The following is a 25,089-nucleotide window of genomic DNA, read 5'->3' on the forward strand; positions in this document are numbered from 1 at the left end:
CTCCCTCACTTATTCGTCATATTCATAGTAGACTTTTTTTCCAAATACCTTAAATTGAATCAGTGTGAAAACTAAAATGATGAGAAATAGAATCCAAGCAAGAGCGGATGCATACCCCATCTTAAAAAACTTGAATGCATCTTGATACAAGTAGAAAACATAAAATAGAGATTTATAATTTGGTCCACCGTTTCCACTGCTTACAACATACGCTTGTGTAAAAATTTGAAAAGCGCCGATGAGTCCCATGATTAAATTAAAAAAAATAACGTTTGATGTCATAGGTATTGTTATATTCCAAAACTTCGATAACTTCCCTGCTCCATCAAGCTCAGCAGCTTCATAGAGAGAGGCAGGCACATTTTGAAGGCCGGCCAGGTAGATAACCATTCCTCCACCTGCTCCCCATAGACTCATAATTATTAAAGAAGGTTTAACCATTGCCTCACTCAGCAACCAATTCGAGGTTGGCAGATGAAAAAATGAAAGGATCACATTCGCAATGCCAAAATCCGGCTGAAAAATCAAGATCCATAATAAAGAGCTGGCAACAGTGGGAACAAGAGACGGTAAATAGAATACAGTTCTAAAAAACCCCATAAACTTTACTTTTGCGTTTAAAAGGACCGCTAACAGATAACCAACTATCAATCCAAGCGGTACTGCAAAAACGGTATAAAAAAGTGTATTCCATAATGATTGCCAAAACAAAGGATCTTCTGTAAATATCTTTTGATAATTTTCAAATCCTACCCAATTTGCTGTTCCAAGACCTGAATAGTCAGTAAAGGACATATATAACGAATACACCATGGGCCCCGCTGTAAAAACAAAGAACCCAATCAACCAAGGTAAGATGAACATGTAGAACAAAAATGTTTTCGATTTATGCATTTTCCACCCCGCCTTATCTAATTTTTAATAAGGAACTCCACATGACTTTATCAAATATCCTGGGAATTCTCGAAAACCTTCAAACCCTTTAGATCAGTTTTCAAAAAATTCTTTGTTTTTCACTCCCTTTTAAAAAAATTAAATCACTAATCAGTTAACTTAATTATTAACTTAACTTAAACAATCGTTAATCGCTAACTTAATAAAATAATTATATATTCACCAGAATTAAATGTCTATACTTTTTTGAAATTTTCAAAAATAAAACAGAAAACGCTTACAAATCTTGATTTAATTCTAATTTGTTCCTAACTATCAAGAAATAACTAAGATTAGACACATGATTTGTGATGAGTTCGTTTGTTAAGTAATGGTTTAGTTTTAATTTAAGTTTATATTCTCAAAAAATAAATAGTTTATTTTGATAATTTTTGTTATAATTTAAGTCGCTTGCAACTTTCTTTTTATTTTCTCTATTATTTTGTAAGTGCTTTCTAAAACAAGGGTTTATTATTAGTAAGGAGTGGTGAATAGTAATGCCGATTAAGGTCAATGAGGAAACGAAAGAATTTCATCTTTTCAACCGAAATATTAGTTATATTTTTAGGGTGTTAGAAAAAAGCAAGCAACTAGAGCACCTGTATTATGGGAAAAAAATAAAACACCGGGAGTCATTTAAGCATCTTATTGAGCGCGAAATAAGACCTTCTTGCAATATGTTTGAAGGCGATCACACTTCATCATTAGAACATATAAAACAAGAATACCCAAGTTTTGGAACTACAGACTATCGATATCCCGCCCATATGATAACAAATGATGCAGGCAGCCATGTTACAAATTTTCAGTTTGAAAGCTATGAAATTATTCAAGGAAAGCCCCTACTCAATCAATTGCCTGCGACTTATGTAGAAAATGAGAGTGAAGCGGAGACCATCGAAATCACATTAGTGGATCATACTTTAAAGAGCAAATTAATTTTAAGTTATTCTATTTATGCGGATAGAAGTGTTATTTGCCGAAATTCTAGATTTATCAATACCGGTGAGGAAGCATTTTATCTTAATAATGCTATGAGCATGAATGTTGATTTCCCAGACGACAACTATGAAATGGTTCATCTAGCAGGAGCTTGGGCCCGTGAAGCTCACATGGAAGTGCAAAAAATATCAAAAGGAATCCAATCTGTCTATAGCACGAGAGGTGCCAGCAGCCATGTCCACAATCCTTTTCTTGCTTTGAAGCGGCCGGATACCACTGAACACACCGGTGATGTATATGGATTCAGCCTGGTATACAGCGGTAACTTTTTAGCCCAGGTTGAAGTAGACGCATATAGTGTAACCCGGGTAATGATGGGAATTAATCCTTTCTGTTTTAAGTGGAAATTAAATTCAAAAGAATTCTTCCAAACCCCTGAATGTGTTATGGTGTTTTCTGACCAAGGATTAAACGGAATGAGTCAAACATTTCATGAGCTTTACCGTACAAGGTTGGTTAGGGGAAATTGGCGTGATAAAGACCGCCCTATCTTAATTAACAACTGGGAAGCCACGTATTTTAATTTCAATGAAGAAAAAATCTTAACAATTGCCAAGGCGGCCAAGGACTTAGGAATTGAGCTATTCGTTTTGGATGATGGCTGGTTTGGAGAAAGACATGATGATACAAGTTCACTTGGGGACTGGTTCACAAACAAAGAAAAATTGCCAACTGGCATTAAAGGCTTATCTGAAAAAATAGATGTATTAGGGTTAAAATTCGGCTTGTGGTTTGAGCCAGAGATGGTATGCAAAGGTACAAAGCTATTAAATGAACATCCGAATTGGATTATCGCCACTCCTGGCCGCTCGCCTTCACATGGCCGCAACCAGTTTATTTTGGATTTTACAAGAGAAGAAGTGGTCGATCATATCTTCTCGCTCATGGATGAGATTATCACGGGTACAAAAATAAGCTACATCAAATGGGATATGAACCGGTATATTACAGAAGCTTATTCAATGAGCCTGGCTGCAGATCAACAAGGGGAGGTTTATCATCGGTATATTCTAGGAGTCTATAGTCTTTACGAGCGTTTAATCCAAAAACATCCACAAATTTTGTTTGAATCTTGTGCAGGAGGAGGAGCTCGTTTTGATCCGGGGATGCTATATTATGCTCCCCAAGCTTGGGCCAGTGATGACACAGATGCAGTTGAACGATTAAAAATTCAATATGGGACTTCTATGGTTTATCCACTAAATTCTATAGGAAGCCACGTTTCGGCTGTTCCGAACCATCAGGTCGGCAGGACCACACCGATTGAATCTCGGGCAAATGTTGCCTATTTCGGCACATTTGGCTACGAACTTGATGTAACAAAACTAAATGATGAAGAAAAAAGAAAAGTGAAAGAACAGGTTTCCTTCTTTAAAGAAAAACGCAATCTAATTCGTAACGGACAGTTTTACCGGCTGCAAAACCCTTTTGAATCCAACGAAGTGTCTTGGATGATTGTATCAGAAGATCAAAGAGAAGCAATCGTGGGATATTATAAGATCCTCGCAAAACCAAACGATAAATACTACCGTATTAAATTAAAAGGCCTAAACCCTGAGAAACTTTATCATATTAAAGAGCGGGGCAGCAATCATTACGGTGATGAATTAATGAATATAGGAATTATTTTAGCTGAGGACTACACAGACCGCGCTTATGAATATTGGCAAAGGGAGTTGCCAGGTGACTTCTCTTCCGAGATATTTGTACTGAAGGAAGTAGAAACTGCGTTGTAAAAAGGGGGATACCTATGAATAATTACATGGTTTTTGATATAGGCGGCAGTGCGATTAAATATGCTGTTATTAATGAAAATGGTGATTTTCTTACCAGGGGTTCATTTCCTTCTTCACCCCTTGATTTTGAAAAGTTCATCTCTGAATTGTTACAAGTAACGAGAAAAAATCAAGATAAGTACCAGATTTCCGGGATTGCTCTCAGCAGTCCTGGGGGAGTTAATAGCGACACCGGCATTATAGGGGGAACCAGTGCCCTTCCTTGTATACACGGCCCTAATATAAAAGAAATAATTCAAAACAAAAGCGGTTTGCCAGTTGAAATCGAAAATGATGCAAACTGTGCGGCTTTATGTGAGGTTTGGAAAGGTACAGCTGTAGGTAACAATGATGTTTTATTTGTAGTAATCGGTTCTGGAATCGGCGGTGCAGTTGTAATAGACCGAAAAGTTCATAAAGGAGCTAACTTGCACAGCGGAGAATTCGGCAATATGATCATGGATACTGTTGATGATATAAACAATATTTCTTTCCGGACATGGAGTGAATTAGCTGCAATAGGTGCTCTCGTTCGTCGGGTTGCAGAAATTAAAGGAATCGATGTATCGAATTTAGATGGAAAACAAGTATTTGCAGCAGCTGAAGCAGGTGATCGGGAGTGCATGAAAGCCATCGATGATTTTCATTTATCTTTAGCTAAGGGTATTTTCAACCTCCAGTATGTTTATGATCCGGAGAAAATTATTATTGGCGGCGCAGTCAGCAGCAATGAAAATCTTATCAAACAAATAAATAAAAAAATTGATATCATAATGAATTCATTGCAGGGTGCAAAAGTACGTCCAATAATAGAAGCATGCAAATTTGGAAATGATGCTAATCTTCTCGGTGCTTTATTCCATTACTTTCAGTGTCGAGATATAGACTGGAAAAGAACAATGCCTGATACTGACCATGAAACTTACGACAGAAGTCCTGCATAAATGCAGAGCTTCTTTTACGAAATTAGTTACAAGCCAATGGCTGTCCCCAAGACAATTGGGATAAAAACTATTCTTTTAAATCTTTATATTCCTTACAAATCATCCCTAATATTACCCAGTCAGAAAAAAATTTGCTCAAGAATCAGGTCACGAGACGTCATATTTTGAAGGTGTAGAACGAGGTGAATGTGTTATTAAGTATGGAACTTCTTGAATCAAAAGAAGCAGCAGATGAATATTTTAAGCAACTCAAGGACCAAATTATTTATTAAAATATAATTAATATTTAGGATTTATAAAAAAGATTCCTTGTCCAATTTTAATGGCCAAAATCTCTGATTTTATTAAAAGCTGATTTTTTGGCTTATTTTTATACTGTTGGATGAGTTTTTTAGGATTAGAAATAAAGAAGAACTTGCATTAAAGCACGTCCATTTCACATTGGTAATTTATTATGGAATTATAACGACAAGAACATTTATGTATAGTATATTTTTTCCTGTACATTAATTTTCTCACTCAAGGGAGTCTTGCTCATCCCCTATGAAAGAGGGTGAGGCTATGTCAACATCCAGGCATTAATGCTAATGCTTGCATTCGGGTCATTTGTAATTGCTCTGTTGACATATATAAATAAAAAATAGACCTCCTTGAGCCTAAGAACCTGAAGGGATAGGTCTACCAAGAAATCACATCGAGCAAGCCCTTTAGTGGGTAGCTTTAGTACAGAGACGGGGTGTTGATAGCACCCTAGTCTTTTTATTTTATGCATTTTTTATACCTTAAAAAGCATAATCCTTATCCTAATTATAACCATATCGAAATGTTATTTGAATACAATTGCTTTATGGATAAAACCATTATTTTATTTAGATTGAGGATGTGCAACTCAAGTGTATCTATTGAGCAATTGCAATATTTTTACTTAATCGTCCTAGTCTTCATCCTCTCCCCAATCATCTTTCGCTTCCTGAATCTTATTATAAAAAAATTCAATAAAGCTTTCTGCAACAGTATCTTGATAACCAACTACCCTATCCCATTCAACTACAGGGCATTCTCCGTCTTTCATTTTATTTGTATCTAGACAGTAAGCAAAGTAATCAACATCTTCAATAACCACAAGTCCATCAGTAAGGCCATAGTGTTCTTTATATTCATTAGTTCTATTTACAACTGATGCATGATCAAAGTTGTAGCCTAAAACCAAAACGCCGAATAAACCACCAGCACCGTATTTTTCTAAAAACCATTTATAACTGTTGGGGAGATCGCATTGGAGGTTTTCTTCAATGCGACCAATGTTTTCATGACTTGCACCTTCTGTAAATATAGCATTTTGTTTATTTTCATTAATAAAGTTCTCAACCTTCGAATAAATCATATAAACACCTCAATTCTCATTTTCAAATTGTTTCGCTCTCCATTTCCAATATCTCTTTCTAAAGCTCTCGTATTGTGCTTTTAAAACCTTATCATTTCTAAAACTTTCACCATCAGACTTAAGCTGATGAATGACATCACTATATTTTGTATGTAAGCTGTTCGGGATTTCAAGCATTGGGCCAGGTTCTTCTTGAATCAAGTGATGTAAATTAATCTGTGTACCGTCTTTTGCATAAGGGGCATTCCCGTTTTTCATTAGCTGAAGATTTGTAACACCGAATTCTGTTTTTTGATTAATATCAATATCTTTCATAGTATACACTCTACGGCTTACATCTTTAACTTTCCCCTTCGCCTTTACCTTCCCCTCTATTTCATATGCATCATACTTTTCTTTATTTAGCCAAGGGGGGCTTATCTTTTGGCCAGTAAACGGTTTTCTTGTTCCATCCGGTATTTTCTTCGCATTAGTCAAAAGTTCATTCTTAAGGTTTTGGCTATCAACCACATTGTATGGTATGTTATCAGCTAGAGCAAGCTTATACTTAGGGTTGTAAGGCAACAAATCTGAAATGTTGACATCCTTAATTTTCTTTCCTGCTTGACTTGCTTTATTTATTACCTTGCCCGCTGCATCTGCTTTGTTAATGGCTCCTGCACCTTTGGTTCCAAAAACAGCTACAGCCACTGAACCAACAGCATAGGTTACCCACCTTGATCTAGAATAGGCATCCACATTCACCATATCTTTTTGATATGACTCTTCTATTGCTGCTGAAATAGCGTCATATGTTTTCACTGGATGAATAACTGCATTCCCCAGTGCTGAGAGTGTTTCTCCCGGATCGGTGATGAAATCCCATATGCCAGTTTCAGTGTCTTTGCCAACATCATATAAGCCTACTCCTACACCTTTTACGATGTCCCAGGTGATTTCTCCTGCTCCTTCTAGCTGCTTTGCTTGTTCAATTTGCACTGCAAGCTGCACTTGAGTTGGCTCCAGATTCTCGTACCCTACTTTCTTAGCAATCTCTAAATATTCATCGGGGTCAGATACACCGTCATTAAGTTTTTTCTTTAATTCCTTGATTTCACGTTCCTTTGCTTCTTCTTTCTTCACACTTAAGTAAGCTTCAGAATGCTTTTCAATATCGCCTTTTTTCTTATGTATGTCACTTTCTCTGTACGCTTTAGCGTTATAGTGAATTGGTGTAGCGTTTTTTCCTTTGCCTGTTGATTCCTGCAGCTTTTTAAAGTCTTGCTGAATAAATTGTTCGTTTGGTTCTGTTTCAGCGTATTCTGTTTTTAAATCCTCATCAAGCTTGTTTAGCTTATCGATTGTTTTTTCACGTTTGTCATCTGCAGAAGAAAGTTTGTCTTTGAAGTCTTCTGTTGAGAATATTTCAATTGGAAGAATATCATTGATGTCATTCAGAATGTCTTTCATCGCTTTCTTTTGTTCAGACATAATGGATTTTGATTTTGTGTATGCATTTACAAGTTCATGTTCTAAAAAAGATTCTTCTATGTAAGCATCAGACATCTTCGCATCTTCAAGTTTTGCAGACATGCTGCTTAAGAAAGCAATTTTCATGTCAATTAAATCAATCTATTGATCTGTAACACCAACATGACCATGATAAAATGTTTTAATGTTGTCAGCACCCTTGCCTGAAAACTCACTGTCATCTAGGTCAGCTACTTCCTTAAACGCTTTTTTGAGCTTTACCATTTGCGACCTTAGTTCCTTATACTCTTTGGTTCTTTTATCCGCTTCAAAGAGTAATGAATCAGCCTCAAATACCTTCATATCATTCTCCTTCCCAGACTACTCTATGTAAATTTTACCACAGTAATCTAATTGAATAACAGAAAAAGACAGCCAAAATGACTGTCTTAAACATCACACACTATCTTGTTCTATAATAATTTTCTGCGGTATAGTAGCGCCAATCCCAAAAAGGTTCTCCATTGGCCAATATATACCGGTCTAAAAATATTTCAAAGTTTACATTTAATGGATTATATTCTAAACCACTTTCAAATATATAGAGATAGTTGGGATCACCTTCGTTCACTTTATCTTTATCGATCATTAAATGGCATTCTTCCAATAAGTAGCCAATTGGAATACCATTGATATCTTCAAACAAATCCTCATATTTTAACTCCTCTTCAATCTCTTCAAGGCTAAATAGCTGAAGTCCTCCACCTATATTCTCCCCATCAGAAAGAATTTCAAAAATTTTCGCACCGTTATGTAGTGTCATGAACTTCTGATAATCCTCTGGAAGGGTAATCTGATGTTTAGCTTCAAAACTTTGAATGTCGTTAAGGGTTGCTTTGTCCTGTGAAAATGTAACAAGGAACTCCATGATATCTCCTTCAGAACAAAACAATTGAATGGCTCCTTTTTCATCTAAAAGACTTTTCAAGCCATTTACCGTCTTATGAACAAAGTTAGTCACATACATCACCCCTTTATTTCCTTTTAACAATAACCTTTCAAATTCCAAAAGATGTGAACAGATCGTGATAGGTGCTCTTTTCAGTGAATATAATGCAATAAATTCTAAAAAGAGGTGCCTCCAAAAATTGAATTCTCTAATGAATGATGACATGGTAAAGATCATTAGAAATGGCCTTAGCGCATCGCAGCATCCAAAGCACATTCTTGTTATAGGAGCTGGATTGTCCGGGCTTGTATCAGCATCTTTGTTGAAAAATGCCGGTCACAGAGTAACAATTCTCGAAGCGAGCGGCAGAGCGGGCGGCCGTGTCTGCACTTTGAGATCTCCCTTTAGTGATGATTTGTATTTCAACGCTGGCCCGATGCGCATACCGAATAACCATTCGTTAACCTTAGAATATATCAAAAAATTCAAATTGCCAACAAATGTATTTATCAACAGAACCCCGATGGACATCATTTATGCAAATGGAATCAAAACACGTCTCCAAGTTTTTGAACGAGCTCCTGGAATATTGAGATATCCAGTTGCACCAAATGAACAAGGGAAAACGTCTGAAGAGCTGTTGCTTTCTTTACTGCAGCCTATTCTAAATTTTATCAATCAAAATCCAGCGAGAAATTGGCGGATTGTCGAAGAACAATACAAAAATCATTCGTTAAGCTCTTTTTTAAACACGTATTTTTCATATGGCGCGATCGATATGATCGGTGTACTTTTGGATATGGAAGCGTATATGGGGATGTCCCTTGTTGAAGTATTGCGGGAATCTATCTTTTTTTCATCGCCCGCTCACTTCTATGAGATAACTGGCGGTATGGATCTGCTGCCTCACGCGTTTCTTCCTCAATTAAAAACAAACATTCTATACCATCAAAAAATGATGAAAATGTCTCAGGGTGAAAATAGTGTTACGATCCATTGTCAGCATCAACAAACGGCAGAATTTGCATCGTTCACAGCAGATCTCGCTATTGTAACCATTCCTTTTTCAACATTGCGATTTGTAAAAGTCGAACCATACCATTCATTCTCTTACTATAAACGGAGGGCCATCCGTGAGCTAAACTATATCAGTGCAACAAAAATCGGCATAGAGTTTAAAAGCCGATTTTGGGAAAAAGCCGGTCAGCGCGGCGGCAAATCTATTACTGATCTTCCGATTCGTTTTTCATATTATCCAAGCAGAAATATTGGAGCAAATGGACATGCCGTCATTCTGGCGAGTTATACTTGGGCTGATGAGGCACTAATATGGGACAGTCTTTCAGAAGGAGAGCGTATCCAGTATACTTTACTGGATTTATCTGAAATCTATGGTGATATTGTGTGGTCTGAATTTGTGTCTGGCACTTCTTTTAGCTGGAGCCAGTACCCGTATTCTGCGGGAGGTTTTACAGCTTTCGAACCAGGACAAGAATTAGAGCTGTATCCCTATATTCCTGTCCCTGAGGGCAGAATTCATTTCGCCGGAGAACACGCCTCACTCACTCATGCGTGGATGCAAGGCGCGATTGAATCTGGAATACGTGTTGCTTATGAGGTCAATCGCTTACCTTAGTTCATGCTCACCTTCTGTACTAAAAGATTATTACATTTCATATAATAAGATCTTGATTAGACGGACAAATTCAATCACAATAACAAAGTAATCCTTGCATTCCTTCGCCCTCCATGCTATATTCATATAGCGATGAGCTGAATTGTGTAAGCCGATGTACATGCCTTACGGCACACACGAATGTGGCGTGTGGTGCATCGCCTCAATACGCAAAAGACGTTTGCCCTAGGCAAACGTCTTTTTTTGCGTTATCCGATTTTTGTGCCGTTTGGAACAGGCTGATCCGGCTGCAAAAGGACGACGTCGCCCTGGCCGGGTATGCCGCCGAGGACCAAGACTTCCGATTTAAATCCGGCGATCCGGCGGGGCGGAAAGTTCACGACTGCTATGACTCGCTTGTTGACGAGATCTTCCGGCTTGTAACGCTTCGTGATTTGTGCGCTCGATTGTTTTAAGCCGATTTCAGTCCCAAAATCTATCACAAGCTTGATTGCCGGTACTCTTGCTTCAGAAAATTCTTCCGCTTTTACAATTGTTCCCGTTCTGATATCCAATTTCTCAAAGTCTTCAATAACTGCCATATCAATAACTCCTTTTTCTCCTATTGTAAAGGAGATATACAATATTCTTTTAACTAAAGAGCCATCATTTTTTATCCGAATATAAGGTGTTTCGATACAGGCGGGGCGGCATTCCTGTGCTTTTCGTGAACCATCTTGTAAAAGAAGAAAGGTTTTGAAAGCCCAGCGCCTCGCTCACGACGGTAAGGGTTTCATTTCTCTCCATCAGCATTCGTTTTGCTTCCTCAAGGCGAAGGTCGGCAATATAGTTCTGCGGGGACTTCCCTGTCTGTTTTTTGAACCAGCTTGAATAGTAAGCTGGGTGATAATGCTCGATTTCTGCCAGCTTCTTAATCGTCAGCCGCTCAAATAAATGGCTGTGAATGTATGCAATTGAGGCATAGCTATGGGATTGAAGCTTTTCTTTTATGTATTGTACTAGCATATGAAGCGAGTTGGCTGTTCCGGCCTTTGCTTCCTCTGTCAGCAAATACCTGATCGAAGACCAGAAAGGATCGAGGGCAGCTTCAATTCCTGATCCTGCACGATACTCATCAATTTTCATTGCATGAAGCGGAACATCCAGTACAAGACATTCATTTCTTCCGATAGAACGGAAACGATGCTCACACTCCGGCGGAATATATAAAAAATGATCTGGCTTTAATTTCACCTGGCGCTCTTCAGTCTCAAGATCAATACTCCCTTCAAGCGGAAAAAGAAATTGGCTGTATGCGTGCTTATGTGAATGATAAAGGTGTGTGTATGTCCGTTTTTCGCAAATCATCTCTTGAAGCGAGTCCATCAGCAAACCCCTTCCTTTGGTCATCTTTTAATCCGGTAATGGTGTTCCGATATAGGCGAAAATCCGATTTTTTCATATAAAGAAACTGCCGCCAGATTTTCTTTCATCACTTGTAAAAACATGCGTTCCGCTCCGTTGTTTTTTGCCCATTCAGTCAACACCCTGATCACTTGGGTTCCTGCCCCTTTTCCTCTGTGCTCCTCAGCTACAACGATATTACTAAGTCCGCCATAACCATCAATGACAGAAACCGTGCCAAGCGCTGTCAGGCTTTCTTTGTCATACATCTTGAAAAAAGTTTTACACGGCGGCATGCGTTCGAAAATGTGTTTGTAACCTTTGTGACGCTCGGGTGAAAACCCTTCTAATTGAATAAATTCATCTATCCAAACAGATGATGGCTCTTGTTCCCACTTGTATGTAAATCGGCTGTTGTCATTTGTTCGGCTCATAATTGACCGGCACAATGCTGTCATCTGGAAGCACTCGTCTACCTTTTCATAACGGCTGTCTGCCAAAGCGTCATCAAGCCCTTTCGGTGATGCGTTGCTAATATGAAAACAAACAGGTAAGCCTAAACTTTGATAAAAAAGTTCGGCCTCTAGCTGAAAATTCCCTTCAGGCATATCCGCAGAAGTCCATACGCTATTTGCCCTTTTGGTTACGCCAAAATTCGCTCTGAGAAGCCATTGCCCTACGCTTTTTTGAAAATAAGCCGGCCATGAAGCTGCCGCTAACCGTTCAATCTTGTGAATGTCATCCATTGCATAATGCCTCTCCCCTATGTATACTCCCTTGATATTATACAATATTCAGAAATATAAGACATCTATTTATTTGTTTACATAATATTTTTATTGTTTACTAATAATCCTGACAAAAATGTCCGAATTGAAAATGACAGGCTTTCTAAAATGTCCTCCTCACGTTCAAATGCTTCTTTTGCGATTAAAACAGTAAAGCCATGCAGCAGGCTTCTGAGCCCCCTTGTCGCATGAATGGCAGTCTTTTCACTTGCATAGCCGTTTTCAATGAGCAGCTTCGTCACAAGACAGACAATTTGGTCAGAGACGATTTCCGTCCGTTTGTCCTGAACCTTAAGAAGAGCCGCTTCATAATATCCGGGATTTTCAATTGCAAAATCAACATATGCATGTGCTAAAGAAAGCATAGCGGAATCTCCCTTTCGTTCGGTTACGGAGTCCGCCATTTGATCAAAAAGCTTTGTCAGTCCTCTGACAGCAAGTTCTGTTCTGATCGCTTGCAGCCCGTTGATATGATTATACAGCGACGGAGAGCGCACATTCATTTTTTTAGACAGAGCGGCAAGAGTGACACTATTCAATCCTTCCTGATCGGCAATCTCTGCTGCAGCGTCTACAATCATTTTTTGGGTCAAACCTATTCTCGGTGACATGCTCATCATCCTTTCTTTGCTTTTTGGATCGCCTGTCTCATCCGCTCTGAAGGTGATCGCAGGAATTTTCCATGTCCGACAGCGAGACAGGAAGGCGCCTTATCTGCGAGCAATTGTGCACTTTTGATGGCCTCCTCCTTATTCCATGTGGCGAAAGCGGGAAAAGGAAACGTCCATTTTATCTGACCTGATACAGCGATTCCTCCGCGCAACTGAAACGCATCTCCTGCTATTAAAGTGCCGTTTCTTGTATCAAGAAATGACATGCTGCCCGGTGTATGGCCCGGTGTTGGAATGGCAAGCAGAGAACCAATTGTTTCACCGCCCGTCAGCAGTTGGTGAGGCTTTGTTTGTATGTGTTTCGGAATACCTCCTTTTATAGGCGTCTGCGGCTCATCTTGCCGCAAGGATGTGTCACCTTGGAGCAAGAATGAATCCCGTTCCGAGATCATGACCTTTGCATGCGGAAATGTTTGTGCCAATGTATCCAGTGATCCGACATGGTCCCCATGTGCATGAGTCAGTAAAATATGCTGAAGCGGTTTTCCAAGTTGATTCACAGCTTGAATAATCCCTTTATAGCTGCCTGGCAGTGCGGCATCAATAAGGGTGACTTCGTTTTCTTCCTCTACTAAATAGCAATTAACCGGAAACAATGCTGGAAAAAAAGTCAGCTGCCAAACCGTTTGGTACTGAGTCATTCTCATCTTTTTATTCCTCCTAACAAAAACTAATGGTGTTAGTTTTATTATTAACTAACACCATTAGTTTTTCAAGAGTTTATTATTTTTTTATCGCTACATAAATGTTAACTTGTGCTCGCTGTGGCACTGCGGCATTTTGATCATACATCTCAAAGTCACCTGTAAACGTGCGCAGATGCCGCTTATCCCAAGTCCAAATTTCCTTCCACGTTTCAAGCACAATCTCTTCAATAGGGCCGATTCTGGAAGTGAAAACGGCGTAAGCGGAAGCCGGCAAATCAATGTTTTCATATGGTCCCCGAAGAATGTTGTCGTATTCCTGAAACGTTCCGACTGAAAACGTATAAAACCCATTCGTCTCTTGTTCATAATTCGAATATAAGGCAATAATGCTCTGGTCTTTTTCAGCCTGTGATAAAAGAGCGCTCATATCCTGCTTCCAGAATTGATCCCACAGTGCCGGAATCCTCCTTTCTTCCGTCATTTCCAGTGCGTTGCTTGTCCGTTGTGACAGTCCGGCAAATCGTTTCCGGTCTAAGTGTGTTATATGTGAAAAGCCCATACGATCTCCTCCTTTTTTTAAGATTATAGACAAAGAAACCTGACAGCAGTGTGTCAGGTTTCATATATTTTTTGCATGTGATGAATGGTTTCTTTTACTTTATCCCGTATATGAAGAGGCTGCAGAACCTCAATATCCTTTCCGAACTGGAGCAAAAAACCGATCAGCCATTGATCTTCTGGAAGTGAAATCACCGCCTGGCAGATTTTATCTTCCTCACAACAGTGAAGGACATCATATCCGAACCATTCACCTATGCGCTGACGTGCTGCCGGCTGAACAAGAATAACCAATTCAGTTAAACGGTCCTTTTGGTACCAACTCTTATCCCATGGCAAAGTGTCCAGCTGAATGTCTTTTCTGATAAAGGTCTGATGTAAGATGGCCAGATCTTTCATCCGGTTTAGTTTAAAAAAACGAAAATCATTTCTCACCAAGCAATAAGCGTATAAATACCAGTGCCCCGCCTTGCAAACCAATGTATAAGGTTCAGTTTCACGAAGAAGAGTTTCCCCGCTTGCGCTTGTATATGTAAAAGATATCGTTGACAACCGATCGATGGCGGCGCTGATTTTCTCACGAAGCGTCTTTTGATCCTCGGTATGGCCCCATGCCGTCATGTCAATAAACCATTTTTCTGTTTGGTGCTTAAATGCTTGAGCAGATTGCTCAGGTATAAGGTGTTTGATTTTTTGATAGGCTGTGCTGTGAGAAACGGGTTCATACATAGATGAAACGCTTTGCAAAGCGGAAGCAATTGCAAACAATTCCTCCTCCTTCAGCCACTCTCTTTCAAGCCGATACGTTTCCATAATGCCAATTCCGCCCCCGGAACCCTGTGAGGTCACAATCGGAATACCAGCCCTATTGATCGTCTCAATATCACGGTAAATTGTTCTGACAGATACTTCAAACAGCTCAGCAAGCTCTGCAGCCTGCACTTGTTTTTTGCTGATCAATAACACAACCATCGCTAACAAACGTTCCAGTTTCATTCTGCGCACCTTTTCTTCTTGTATTTTCCAACAAAACAATCATAACATTTTGATAAAGCTTGGGCATATCTATTATGCGGCGGAATACACCTCGCATATGCTATGAAAACAGGGGTTTCCCCTTCTTTTTTGTGTTCAGTATTTATTTCAGCTACTATTTCTGACCGGATAAGCATACACTTCTCAACGGAGGGGATTTCACATCATGCATCTTACACTTCAGAGCGTTTATCCTGCCATGATCATCATCTTTTTTCTGTATAAAAAAATTAAAAGGTCCATCGGATACCAGCCGCTGAAGCCCCGCTGGCTGTTCACCCGTACCATTCTTTTCTCGCTGTTTGCTTTTGGCCTTTCAATCTTCAGCGCCATTCACCCTTTTTTATATGGATATCTCATTTTGGGCATTCTTGGCGGATGGCTCCTTGTCTTTTTCGCTAAGAAAAACATCTCCTTTGAAAAACGCAGAGGAAAGATCTATTTTCGGACTCATATTTGGGTAGAGGTGATTCTCTTAACTTTATTTCTATCAAGATTTCTGTATCGAGTGACGGAGCTTTATCTTACCTCACCTGATCTAAACAGCCTTGGATCATACAGTCAGTCAATCGGAACGGACCCTCTGACAATTGGCGTCTGTTTTCTGATAGCCGTTTATTATATCGGTTTTTCTTCTTTTGTCATCAAGCTCAGCAGAAACGAACTCGAACAGCACGAATACAATAAAGAAAAAGACATCCTTGCCCGCTAACAGCGAGTTAAGCAAGGATGTCTTTTTCAATCATGCTGTGTATGATGGATCATTTGCTGAAGAACATCTAAAACATGTTCATCCTCCGGAGAGTAATAAATCGATGTTCCTTCTCTGCGCGATTTGACAAGCCGAAGATTTTTCAAAAATCTAAGCTGGTGGGACACGGTGGATTGCAGTAAATTCAGCTTTTCTGCAATTCCGTTTACAGCATGCTCACCCTGGGACAATAAATGGAGAATCCTGATTCGGGTTGGATCAGAAAGCGCTTTGAATGTTTGCGCGACTAGAAACAGCGTCTCCTCGTCCAGATCAGCAGCCGATTGTTCCGTTTCTCTAAATTCAGTCATATGTATCACCTTTCTTTATTCATAGTTTTATCTTATAACAAATGCGCTTGAGTGCAAACCAGCCTGCTTGTATTCCATTTCAATCTCATAGTTTAAATTTATGTTTCAAATCAGGTTTTTACTTGGTCTGATATACCGTCTTATGTCATAATAAAAAAGGTCATACTGCTCCAAACATTGAGGGTGAAACACAGTGAAGAAAAAGAGAAAAGGCTGTTTCGCTGCTGCGGGTTTTATGATGATTTTTGTCTTTGTCATCGCCTCTTTTTTATTGGTCCTGCTTTTTTTCAACCGGGATTTAATCAAAGTACTTCCGATCGATACGAAAACGATTGTTTTGGAACGTTTAACCGATTACAAACCTTTGGTGGAAGAAGAGCTTGAAAGCCAAGGACTCTCTAATTATACATCACTCATATTAGGCATGATGTATCAGGAGTCAAAAGGAAAAGGCAATGATCCCATGCAGTCCTCTGAATCTCTGGGGTTAAAACGCAATGAGATAACAGACCCTCAACTCAGTGTTAAACAAGGCATCAAGCAATTTACCCTCATGTACAAGACCGGTAAGGAAAAAGGCGTGGATTTGGATACCATTATTCAAAGCTACAACATGGGGGCAGGTTACATTGATTTTGTAGCTGAACATGGAGGAACGCATACTGAGGAATTGGCAAAACAATACTCCGAGCAGCAAGTCAAAAAAAATCCTGATCTGTATACTTGCGGGGGAAATGCGAAAAATTTCCGCTATCCGTATTGCTACGGTGATTATACGTATGCAGAAAAAGTAAAAGAAAAAACAAAAACTGTTGAAGAATCTTTGCAGGTTGCAACACTTGAAACCATGGAATCCAAGGCTCATGAATAAGAGTCTATCAATTTACTGACAAAAGCCCAAAAATGAATTTGGGCTTTTGCCATGTTTACACGTAAAAAAGCCATACTGAGTATGGCTTTTAATAATACGGTGAAATCATCAAATATACAATAACGCCTGTAAGGCTTACATACAGCCATAGAGGCATTGTCCATCTCGCAATTTTTTTGTGGCGCTCTACCTGCATGCTGAAGCCTCTGATCAGCGTAAACAGCGCAAGCGGCACAATAATTGCAGAAAGGCAGATATGTGTAATTAAAATAAAGAAATAAATCGGGCGCATAATACCTTCTCCGCCATAGAGCGTGTTTTCCGCAATCGAGTGGTACGTCACATAGCAAATCAAAAATAGTAATGTTGTTGTGAACGCAGCCAAAATAAAGCGTTTGTGAGCTTTGATATTTTTCTGTTTAATCATAATCAGCGCGGCCAATAAGAAGATAAACGTAAAGCTGTTGAATATCGCATTCAGCATTGGCAAAATGTGAATATTCGCATGGCTGAACTGATCTAATTTAGGCATAAAAAACAGCACTGCGATTAAACCGTTAATCAGAACTGTCAGCGTAAGGACAATCCCCGTGTAATTTTTCGGTTTATTTTCTGTTTGGTTCATTTGGTGACCTCTCCTAATTTGTACTGGCTATCCAAATCGTATGCAAATTCAAAGAAGATGTCAACGGTTTCGATTGCTTCGTCAGAAATTAGACACACTTCAAAGGCCGGAGGCTATTAGCCCCGGCCTGTTAGGTTTACGCCTCTTTTATCAAATGTTCAATGACCTTATGTTCATTTTCATTCAGCAGGTTCTTTTGAATTTTCGAATGAATGGGTTTATTCATATGCTGATCCAAGATATCGGCCGTTTCTTTATCCCCGGCAATAACCATTCGTTCCCATCTTTTCGCGGCAGCTTTTTGATCAAGGCTGGCAGCCAGCCGCTTATACAGTCTCGATTGGTTCTCTGTTACATGTTCCCTCATCCGGTTCTCTTCAAATGGTGGCGCTTTGTCTACAGCGGAATGGCTATTCTTCCAAGACTCATTGATCATATCATACTCATAACGCTCCACCGCCTCAATTTTTCCTAAAACAGTTTCAATAATTTTCACTTCATGCTGCTGAGTTAAAATAAACGCCGTACTTGGGTATGCCTGGCGCAAACCCTTTAGCTGATCCAGGACAGCTGTTTCTTCCCAGTAAAATCTTGTATCTACAGGGACTTGAAGCTTAATAGGTTCCCATATGCCGCTGTCGGAAACAAAAAACACGAGACTGCGGGGCATGTCTTTTCCCATTGCATTCAAGTATTGATTCATTTTAGCCCTGATTCCATCCAGACACTTTTCCTCCTCTGGATCACTAGCTGCCAAATACTCTTTTAATCGGCTGAATCCTGACTTTAGGGCAATCTTCCATTCTCCCCCCTGCTGCTCTGGATCTCTCATGTCTGTATTGAGATACAGAGAGAGAATTTTATCCGGCGGTTCCAATTGGACATACTGTAATTTGTTAATCAATGAATCAATCGCCATTCCGATTCCTCCTTTTTCACAGGTTAGTTTTCTTTTTCCTCTCTTAAAAACGATCAAACCTGACTTTCCGCTAATTTCTAGTAATAATGGAATTGTTGTTTACAATACGCCTCTCTTCTAATACAATTGGTAACTGTGTTTCTAAGCTGATTTTTGAAAGGAGTTTGATCTTGTTTACTATTAAAGAAAAAAATCGTCAAGAGCTTGAAGAAGAATTAAATGATTTAGAATTTCAAATTTATCGCATGCAGGAGAATATGAAGGATTTATCTAAAGATGCCAAAGTGCTTGGTATTGATCAATCGAAACATGATGAGTGGATGATTGTTTCCTCGATTGATGATGGCCAAACATGCAAAATTATGCTAACTGATTGTAAAACGGCTTACCGAGGAAAAGGCTGTTTTTCACTTGTAGCGTCTTACAAGGACGATGCCATTCATATAGGCGATATAAAAGGCCCTCCGAATCACGGGTTTGGTTCCATTTGCATGAAATATTTAAAAGATATAGCAAGAGACCACAATATACCGAAAGTCACCGGAGACATCGCCAAACGGGATTGGAATCATGTAGACCGGCTGATTCACTTTTATGAAAAACATCAATTCAAAGTATGTATCGATAATGATACCCAATCCGGCAGCATTAAGTGGGTTGATTTGTAAAAAAGTCTGGAAGAAAGAGCCAATATATGCTGTAATGGTAAAAAACCATTGATGGAGGGTTCTATGTACGCCTCAAAACTGAAAAAGGGAGACGAAATCCGGATCGTGTCTCCCGCGACCAGCATGTCTATATTATCAAATGAAGCAAAAATCCAAGCAAAAACGGCGTTAGAACGCTTAGGTTATCGGGTAACCATCGCTGAACACGCAAATGAATGTAATGAATTTGATTCATCCTCTATCGAGTCAAGAGTCCATGATCTGCACGCTGCCTTTTTTGATCCAGGCGTCAAAGCGATTTTAACGACACTCGGAGGGTTTAATTCAAATCAGCTGCTGCGTTATCTTGATTACGAGAAAATCAAACGACATCCAAAAATTCTGTGCGGCTATTCCGATATAACCGCTCTTTGCAACGCAATTTATCGAAAAACGGGTCTTGTTACGTATTCAGGCCCCCACTTCTCAACATTTGCAATGAAAAAAGGGCTTGATTATACACAAGAGTATTTTCTTTCTTGCTGCGCTTCGGACGACCCGTTTGAAATTCTTCCTTCAAGTGAGTGGAGCGATGACCGCTGGTTTTTGGATCAAGAAAACAGGCGTTTTTATCCTAATAACGGCCCTGTTGTAATCCAAGAAGGTTATGCGGAAGGTACTTTAATTGGCGGAAACTTATGCACGCTTAATTTGCTGCAGGGAACGGAGTATTTTCCCGAAACAGAACATACTATTTTATTGATTGAAGATGATTATATGTCAGACATCCATATGTTTGACCGCGATCTGCAATCACTCATCCACCTCCCCGCTTTTTCACATGTAAAGGCGATTTTGATCGGCAGATTTCAGAAAGCATCAAACGTATCAATGGATCTTGTAAAAGCCATGATCGAAACAAAAAAAGAATTATCCGGCATCCCGATCATCGCAAATATAAATGCCGGACATACCTCGCCAATTGCCACGTTCCCTATAGGAGGAACATGCAGGATTGAAGCTATTTCGGGTACATCACGAATATGGATTGATAAACATTAATCAGCTTGTAAATTTTTTTACAAGCTTTTTTAGCGCAATCGGTTATGCATGCCGCACGAGACATGACAAATGTCATATAGGAGGCATGATGTGTGCTACTACAAAAGACTTCTCTCATTAGCGTATACTGAACCGAGACACACAATGAGAGGATACTTACTATGACTGAACAAACCATTGCACATAAACAAAAACAGCTGACAAAGCAAGTCGCTGCATTTGCTCAGCCTGAAACAAAAAACAGCCTGATTCAGCTTTTAAACACGTTTATCCCATTCTTCGGCCTATGGTTTCTTGCTTATCTCAGCCTCGATGTCTCCTATCTTCTTACGTTAGCATTAACGGTGATTGCCGCAGGTTTTCTGACAAGAATTTTTATCATCTTCCATGACTGCTGCCATCAATCTTTTTTCAAACAAAAACGCTATAACCACATTCTCGGTTTTCTGACAGGTGTCCTGACTTTATTCCCGTATCTTCAATGGCAGCACAGCCATTCGATTCATCATGCAACTAGCAGCAATCTGGATAAACGCGGAACAGGAGACATCTGGATGTTAACAGTAAACGAATATAAAGCTGCATCCAGACGAACAAAGCTTGCATACAGACTTTATAGAAACCCGTTTATCATGTTTATTCTCGGACCGATTTATGTTTTTCTGATCACGAACCGTTTTAACAAAAAAGGCGCAAGACGCAAGGAACGTGTAAACACATACCTTACGAATCTGGCAATTGTCGCGTTGGCTGCTGCTTGCTGTCTGATCTTTGGCTGGCAATCGTTTTTACTGGTGCAAGGCCCGATATTTCTGATTTCAGGTTCAATCGGTGTTTGGCTGTTTTATGTGCAGCATACCTTTGAAGATTCTTATTTTGAAGCGGATGAAAACTGGAGCTACGTTCAGGCTGCTGTTGAAGGCAGTTCATTTTATAAACTCCCGAAACTGCTTCAATGGCTAACAGGCAATATTGGTTACCACCACGTTCATCATTTGAGTCCAAAGGTGCCTAACTATAAGCTTGAAGTTGCTCATGAACATCACGAACCATTAAAAAACGTACCGACAATCACCTTAAAAACAAGCCTGCAATCACTTGCGTTCCGTCTATGGGATGAAGATAACAAACAGTTTGTGTCATTTCGGGCTATAAAACATATAGCTGTAAGCCTTCCGCCTGATTCACCAGAAAAACAGAAGCTGCGGAAGAATGCCTGATGATAAAGGAGGTCTTCTAATATACTAGAAGGCTTCCTTTTATTGTTTGAGGGTGCATTCTGGCTTTCACAATGATAAAGTTACAAGTAAGATGAAAAGCTGAAAATGAGGTAAGATCATGATTAAAAATCATTTTACATTTCAAAAACTAAACGGGATTACGCCCTATATATGGACGATATTTTTCATCCTCCCCTTCTACTTTATATGGAAATCATCATCTACATTTGTTATTATTGTCGGCATCATTTTGACGCTTTTATTTTTTTCGGTATATCGATTTGCTTTTGTCTCAAAAGGCTGGACCATTTATTTGTGGGGATTTTTATTAATTGGCATTTCAACCGCCTCCATTACTCTGTTCAGTTATATTTATTTTGCTTTTTTTATCGCGTATTTTATAGGAAACATTAAGGAACGCGTCCCTTTTCATATTTTATATTATGTCCATTTAATAAGCGCAGCCGTCGCAGCCAATTTCAGTCTCGTATTAAAGAAGGAATTCTTTCTGACACAAATTCCTTTTGTCGTCATAACCCTCATCAGCGCAATTTTATTGCCCTTTAGTATAAGAAGCCGCAAGGAGCGCGAACGGCTTGAAGAAAAGCTCGAGGATGCAAATGAACGGATTGCAGAACTGGTAAAATTAGAAGAACGTCAGCGAATTGCCCGCGATCTCCATGATACGCTTGGGCAAAAGCTTTCTCTTATCGGTTTAAAAAGCGACTTAGCAAGAAAATTGATATACAAAGATCCCGAACAAGCAGCTCGTGAACTGAAAAGTGTTCAGCAAACAGCGCGAACTTCTTTAAATGAAGTAAGAAAAATCGTTTCCTCTATGAAGGGCATACGGCTCAAGGATGAATTGATCAACATCAAACAAATTCTCGAAGCAGCTGACATTATGTTTATCTATGAAGAAGAGAAATGGCCCGAAAATATCTCATTGCTGAATGAAAACATTTTGAGCATGTGCTTAAAGGAAGCTGTCACAAATGTCGTCAAACACAGCCAGGCTAAAACTTGCCGAGTTGACATTCAGCAGCTCTGGAAGGAAGTTGTGATAACAGTGTCTGACGATGGAACATTCAAAGGAGAAGAAAATTCCTTTTCAAAAGGACATGGCTTACTCGGGATGAGAGAACGGCTTGAGTTTGCAAACGGAAGCCTTCACATCGATACCGAAAACGGGACCAAGCTTACCATGGCAATTCCTAATAATTCAAAATAAACATAAAGGATGGCTTATATGATTAGTATATTTATTGCAGAAGATCAGCAAATGCTGCTGGGCGCTTTAGGATCACTTCTAAACCTCGAAGACGATATGGAAGTCGTAGGCAAAGGTACAACCGGCCAAGATGCTGTTGATTTTGTCAAAAAACGCCAGCCTGATGTATGTATTATGGACATTGAAATGCCCGGAAAAACAGGGCTTGAAGCTGCTGAGGAGCTAAAAGATACAGGCTGCAAAATTATCATCTTAACCACCTTCGCCAGACCCGGTTACTTTCAGAGAGCTATTAAAGCTGGCGTTAAAGGCTATTTGTTAAAAGACAGTCCGAGTGAAGAGCTGGCCAACGCCATCCGTAGCGTCATGAACGGAAAACGCATCTATGCACCTGAGCTGATGGAGGACTTATACAGCGAAGCTAACCCTCTTACAGATAGAGAAAAAGAAGTGCTCGAACTTGTGGCTGACGGTAAAAACACAAAAGAAATCGCTCAGGAACTCAGCATCAAAAGCGGGACGGTGCGGAATTATATCTCAATGATTCTAGAAAAGCTTGAAGTGAAAAATCGAATTGAAGCCATTACCCGGTCAAAAGAAAAAGGCTGGTTTAAATAAAAAAGGATCTTGGCATCTGCCAGGATCCTTTTTGTTAACCTGAAATTCCCGTTTGAGAACCTCGTCGCAACCAGAATTAAATTGATCCATATCCTCGCTCCTACGCCCGCTGAACGATTGCTTGGTTAACAGCCCAATAAAAGACTGGATTGAATGATATCCCTGTTAAAATGGTCGGCCATTGCACATCAGCAGAATTTCTGATATTGATTATTTTGTATTTTCAGTATGACAAAGTTGTGCCACTTCGCTCCCGAAGCTGCCATGCCCAACTGCAAGAGCCTAATATCACAATAAAAAACCGTCTGAAATCAATCCGATTCCGTTCCGTAAATGGCATCTGCTACATCCAACTGCTTATTATCTGCCAAAAAAGATACAACACCAGCTCGTTTCGCTGATCAAAGATAGTAACAACCAGCTATAAATGTCATGATGCCGAATGTCTCTGTAATGTGGAACCAATCTTTTAACCCGAGATCCCCTGAATCGCACATAAAGAGAAAAACGGGACCACTTTCTTTTATCAGCATATGATATAAACAGCTCTAAGCAGAACAAAAAAAGACACAAGCCAAAAGCTCATGTCTTTTATCACAATCTATATTATTAGTTTAAGACTTTAACACTTACAGTTTTGACGCCCCAATTAGAAGCATCACTTTTACTTGGTACAAATACGTCGATTTTATTTCCTTTAATAGCGCCGCCAGTGTCTGCTGCTGTTGCTTCCCCGTAGCCTTCAACATAGACTTTAGAACCTAGCGGAATTACATTAGGATCAACCGCAATAACTTTCGCATTCGGGTTCTTATTTAAGTCAATGCCTGTAGCTGTAACGCCGGAAATGCCGCCGTCGTTAGCAGTGTAAGCAGTAGCAGTAACTGTTAGTTCTTTTGAAGCTTCTTGATTATTTGTATTTGATTGAACAGCCTTCTCCTCTGTGTTAACAGAAGTTTCTGCCTCAGCCTTTGTTTCTTGTTTAGGTTGCTGTTGTACAGCTTCTTGTTTAGGTTGCTCTTTTTGCACAGCCTCTTGTTTTGGCGCAGCTTGAGGTGCGTTTGTTTGCGCATTCTCAGTAGCTGTGTTTGCTGCTGTTGCCTGACCTTTTACTGAAAGAGTTGATCCAGCATAGATCATGTCAGAGCTTAAGTTATTCCAAACTTTCAGGTTGTTGACTGTCGTGCCGAATTTTTGAGCAATCTTAGAAAGCGTATCTCCCGCTTTAATTGTATATTGCCCAGTCGTGGTTGTTTCTTCTGAAGAAATGGTCAGTTTTTCTCCTGCAATGATTTTATCAGAAGTTAACTTGTTCCATTCTTTTAAGTCCTTTAGGTTCACTCCATTTTTCTGAGAGATTCCCCAGAGCGTATCACCCTTTTGCACCGTAATTTCTTTTGCAGAAGCGTGAGCTCCGAATGCAGTTGTTGAAAGTGCAGCAACTGCCACAAAGGACATAATCGTCTTCTTCATAAGTAAATCCTCCCTTGTTAGCTTTTTATTGGCGGCTAACAGGTGATATCGTAACACACGTAAATGTCAAATCAATAACAAAAAGATATGATTTAGATTACAGTTCCTTTACATGAAGGATTTCTCTCTGATGGAAAGACTTGCTGAACCCTTGATATAATAGGCTTCGCAGGTCTTTTTATTTTGAGGCGAAACAGAGAAAATAAA

General features: G+C 39.5%; 25 protein-coding genes and 1 pseudogene. 11 read left to right on the plus strand and 15 right to left on the minus strand.

The window, feature by feature from the left end:
* Positions 1-9 precede the first annotated feature (9 nt).
* Complete coding sequence (locus MKX71_RS10255; RefSeq protein ID WP_339230980.1) at positions 10-894, minus strand: sugar ABC transporter permease; 885 nt, start codon at positions 892-894, stop codon at positions 10-12.
* A gap of 536 nt (positions 895-1,430) precedes the next feature.
* Between MKX71_RS10255 and MKX71_RS10260 the strand changes: the two genes are divergently transcribed.
* The 3 genes from MKX71_RS10260 (at position 1,431) to MKX71_RS10270 (ending at position 5,298) form a co-directional block, all read left to right on the plus strand.
* The gene (locus MKX71_RS10260; protein WP_339230982.1) at positions 1,431-3,671 is read left to right on the plus strand and encodes an alpha-galactosidase; all 2,241 of its coding nucleotides are present in this window, start codon (positions 1,431-1,433) and stop codon (positions 3,669-3,671) included.
* 14 nt (positions 3,672-3,685) lie between these two features.
* Complete coding sequence (locus MKX71_RS10265) at positions 3,686-4,654, plus strand: ROK family protein (protein WP_101172405.1); 969 nt, start codon at positions 3,686-3,688, stop codon at positions 4,652-4,654.
* Between the two features lie 569 nt (positions 4,655-5,223).
* Positions 5,224-5,298 carry a putative holin-like toxin gene (locus MKX71_RS10270; protein ID WP_256683490.1) on the plus strand — a complete coding sequence of 25 codons (75 nt, stop codon included), beginning with the start codon at positions 5,224-5,226 and terminating at the stop codon, positions 5,296-5,298.
* Between the two features lie 290 nt (positions 5,299-5,588).
* On the opposite strand, the gene yobK is transcribed toward MKX71_RS10270, so the two are convergent.
* The 3 genes and pseudogenes from yobK to MKX71_RS10285 form a co-directional block, all read right to left on the minus strand.
* Positions 5,589-6,038 carry a type VII secretion system immunity protein YobK gene (yobK, locus tag MKX71_RS10275; protein ID WP_339230985.1) on the minus strand — a complete coding sequence of 150 codons (450 nt, stop codon included), beginning with the start codon at positions 6,036-6,038 and terminating at the stop codon, positions 5,589-5,591.
* Between the two features lie 9 nt (positions 6,039-6,047).
* Positions 6,048-7,850 (minus strand): annotated as a pseudogene (gene yobL / locus MKX71_RS10280) (LXG family T7SS effector ribonuclease toxin YobL).
* A gap of 100 nt (positions 7,851-7,950) precedes the next feature.
* Positions 7,951-8,508, minus strand: coding sequence for an SMI1/KNR4 family protein (locus MKX71_RS10285; RefSeq protein WP_339230987.1), 558 nt, complete (start codon positions 8,506-8,508; stop codon positions 7,951-7,953).
* Between the two features lie 127 nt (positions 8,509-8,635).
* On the opposite strand from MKX71_RS10285, the gene MKX71_RS10290 reads away from it, so the two are divergent.
* On the plus strand, positions 8,636-10,072 hold the full coding sequence (locus tag MKX71_RS10290; protein WP_129010207.1) for a flavin monoamine oxidase family protein: 1,437 nt from the start codon (positions 8,636-8,638) through the stop codon (positions 10,070-10,072).
* A 248-nt stretch (positions 10,073-10,320) separates the two neighbouring features.
* Here the strand turns inward: MKX71_RS10290 and csaA are convergent, their stop codons facing one another.
* From csaA to MKX71_RS10325, 7 genes are all read right to left on the minus strand, one after another.
* Positions 10,321-10,653: a chaperone CsaA gene (csaA, locus tag MKX71_RS10295; RefSeq protein ID WP_217018426.1), complete on the minus strand. Its 333-nt coding sequence runs from the start codon at positions 10,651-10,653 to the stop codon at positions 10,321-10,323.
* 64 nt (positions 10,654-10,717) lie between these two features.
* A complete protein-coding gene (locus MKX71_RS10300; RefSeq protein ID WP_015251919.1) occupies positions 10,718-11,443 on the minus strand; it encodes a helix-turn-helix domain-containing protein in 726 nt (241 codons plus the stop codon).
* A gap of 14 nt (positions 11,444-11,457) precedes the next feature.
* Positions 11,458-12,201, minus strand: a complete 744-nt coding sequence (locus MKX71_RS10305; RefSeq protein ID WP_015251918.1) for a GNAT family N-acetyltransferase — start codon at positions 12,199-12,201, stop codon at positions 11,458-11,460.
* Positions 12,202-12,278: 77 nt separating this feature from the next.
* Positions 12,279-12,854, minus strand: coding sequence for a TetR/AcrR family transcriptional regulator (locus tag MKX71_RS10310; protein WP_015251917.1), 576 nt, complete (start codon positions 12,852-12,854; stop codon positions 12,279-12,281).
* Between the two features lie 5 nt (positions 12,855-12,859).
* On the minus strand, positions 12,860-13,561 hold the full coding sequence (locus tag MKX71_RS10315) for an MBL fold metallo-hydrolase (RefSeq protein ID WP_017697554.1): 702 nt from the start codon (positions 13,559-13,561) through the stop codon (positions 12,860-12,862).
* A gap of 76 nt (positions 13,562-13,637) precedes the next feature.
* A complete protein-coding gene (locus MKX71_RS10320) occupies positions 13,638-14,120 on the minus strand; it encodes a GyrI-like domain-containing protein (protein ID WP_339230991.1) in 483 nt (160 codons plus the stop codon).
* Between the two features lie 53 nt (positions 14,121-14,173).
* Positions 14,174-15,115: a YafY family protein gene (locus MKX71_RS10325; RefSeq protein WP_113712923.1), complete on the minus strand. Its 942-nt coding sequence runs from the start codon at positions 15,113-15,115 to the stop codon at positions 14,174-14,176.
* Between the two features lie 205 nt (positions 15,116-15,320).
* Here MKX71_RS10325 and csk22 point away from each other — a divergent pair, with 205 nt between their 5' ends.
* The gene (csk22, locus tag MKX71_RS10330) at positions 15,321-15,866 is read left to right on the plus strand and encodes a mother cell-specific sporulation protein Csk22 (protein ID WP_113712922.1); all 546 of its coding nucleotides are present in this window, start codon (positions 15,321-15,323) and stop codon (positions 15,864-15,866) included.
* Positions 15,867-15,892: 26 nt separating this feature from the next.
* Here csk22 and czrA read toward each other — a convergent pair whose 3' ends face one another.
* Entirely contained in the window at positions 15,893-16,216 is a 324-nt protein-coding gene (czrA, locus tag MKX71_RS10335) for a Zn(II)-responsive metalloregulatory transcriptional repressor CzrA (protein ID WP_003231284.1), read from the minus strand.
* Between the two features lie 193 nt (positions 16,217-16,409).
* Here czrA and MKX71_RS10340 point away from each other — a divergent pair, with 193 nt between their 5' ends.
* Positions 16,410-17,087: a lysozyme family protein gene (locus MKX71_RS10340; protein ID WP_032730399.1), complete on the plus strand. Its 678-nt coding sequence runs from the start codon at positions 16,410-16,412 to the stop codon at positions 17,085-17,087.
* Between the two features lie 88 nt (positions 17,088-17,175).
* Here the strand turns inward: MKX71_RS10340 and MKX71_RS10345 are convergent, their stop codons facing one another.
* A complete protein-coding gene (locus MKX71_RS10345; protein WP_003231280.1) occupies positions 17,176-17,712 on the minus strand; it encodes a DUF420 domain-containing protein in 537 nt (178 codons plus the stop codon).
* A 136-nt stretch (positions 17,713-17,848) separates the two neighbouring features.
* Positions 17,849-18,631 carry a VLRF1 family aeRF1-type release factor gene (locus MKX71_RS10350; protein ID WP_015251912.1) on the minus strand — a complete coding sequence of 261 codons (783 nt, stop codon included), beginning with the start codon at positions 18,629-18,631 and terminating at the stop codon, positions 17,849-17,851.
* Between the two features lie 170 nt (positions 18,632-18,801).
* Between MKX71_RS10350 and MKX71_RS10355 the strand changes: the two genes are divergently transcribed.
* The 5 genes from MKX71_RS10355 (at position 18,802) to desR (ending at position 23,409) form a co-directional block, all read left to right on the plus strand.
* On the plus strand, positions 18,802-19,299 hold the full coding sequence (locus MKX71_RS10355; RefSeq protein WP_015251911.1) for an N-acetyltransferase: 498 nt from the start codon (positions 18,802-18,804) through the stop codon (positions 19,297-19,299).
* A gap of 63 nt (positions 19,300-19,362) precedes the next feature.
* Positions 19,363-20,340: an LD-carboxypeptidase gene (locus MKX71_RS10360; protein ID WP_038429120.1), complete on the plus strand. Its 978-nt coding sequence runs from the start codon at positions 19,363-19,365 to the stop codon at positions 20,338-20,340.
* A 161-nt stretch (positions 20,341-20,501) separates the two neighbouring features.
* Complete coding sequence (gene desE / locus MKX71_RS10365) at positions 20,502-21,560, plus strand: fatty acid desaturase DesE (protein WP_015251909.1); 1,059 nt, start codon at positions 20,502-20,504, stop codon at positions 21,558-21,560.
* A gap of 118 nt (positions 21,561-21,678) precedes the next feature.
* On the plus strand, positions 21,679-22,791 hold the full coding sequence (desK, locus tag MKX71_RS10370; protein WP_015251908.1) for a two-component sensor histidine kinase DesK: 1,113 nt from the start codon (positions 21,679-21,681) through the stop codon (positions 22,789-22,791).
* Between the two features lie 18 nt (positions 22,792-22,809).
* The gene (desR, locus tag MKX71_RS10375; protein WP_004399356.1) at positions 22,810-23,409 is read left to right on the plus strand and encodes a two-component system response regulator DesR; all 600 of its coding nucleotides are present in this window, start codon (positions 22,810-22,812) and stop codon (positions 23,407-23,409) included.
* Between the two features lie 609 nt (positions 23,410-24,018).
* On the opposite strand, the gene MKX71_RS10380 is transcribed toward desR, so the two are convergent.
* Complete coding sequence (locus MKX71_RS10380; protein ID WP_003231267.1) at positions 24,019-24,882, minus strand: 3D domain-containing protein; 864 nt, start codon at positions 24,880-24,882, stop codon at positions 24,019-24,021.
* Between the last annotated feature and the right edge of the window lie 207 nt (positions 24,883-25,089).

This window comes from Bacillus sp. FSL M8-0071 (genome assembly GCF_037975455.1).
GTDB classification, from domain to species: Bacteria; Bacillota; Bacilli; order Bacillales; family Bacillaceae; genus Bacillus; species Bacillus subtilis.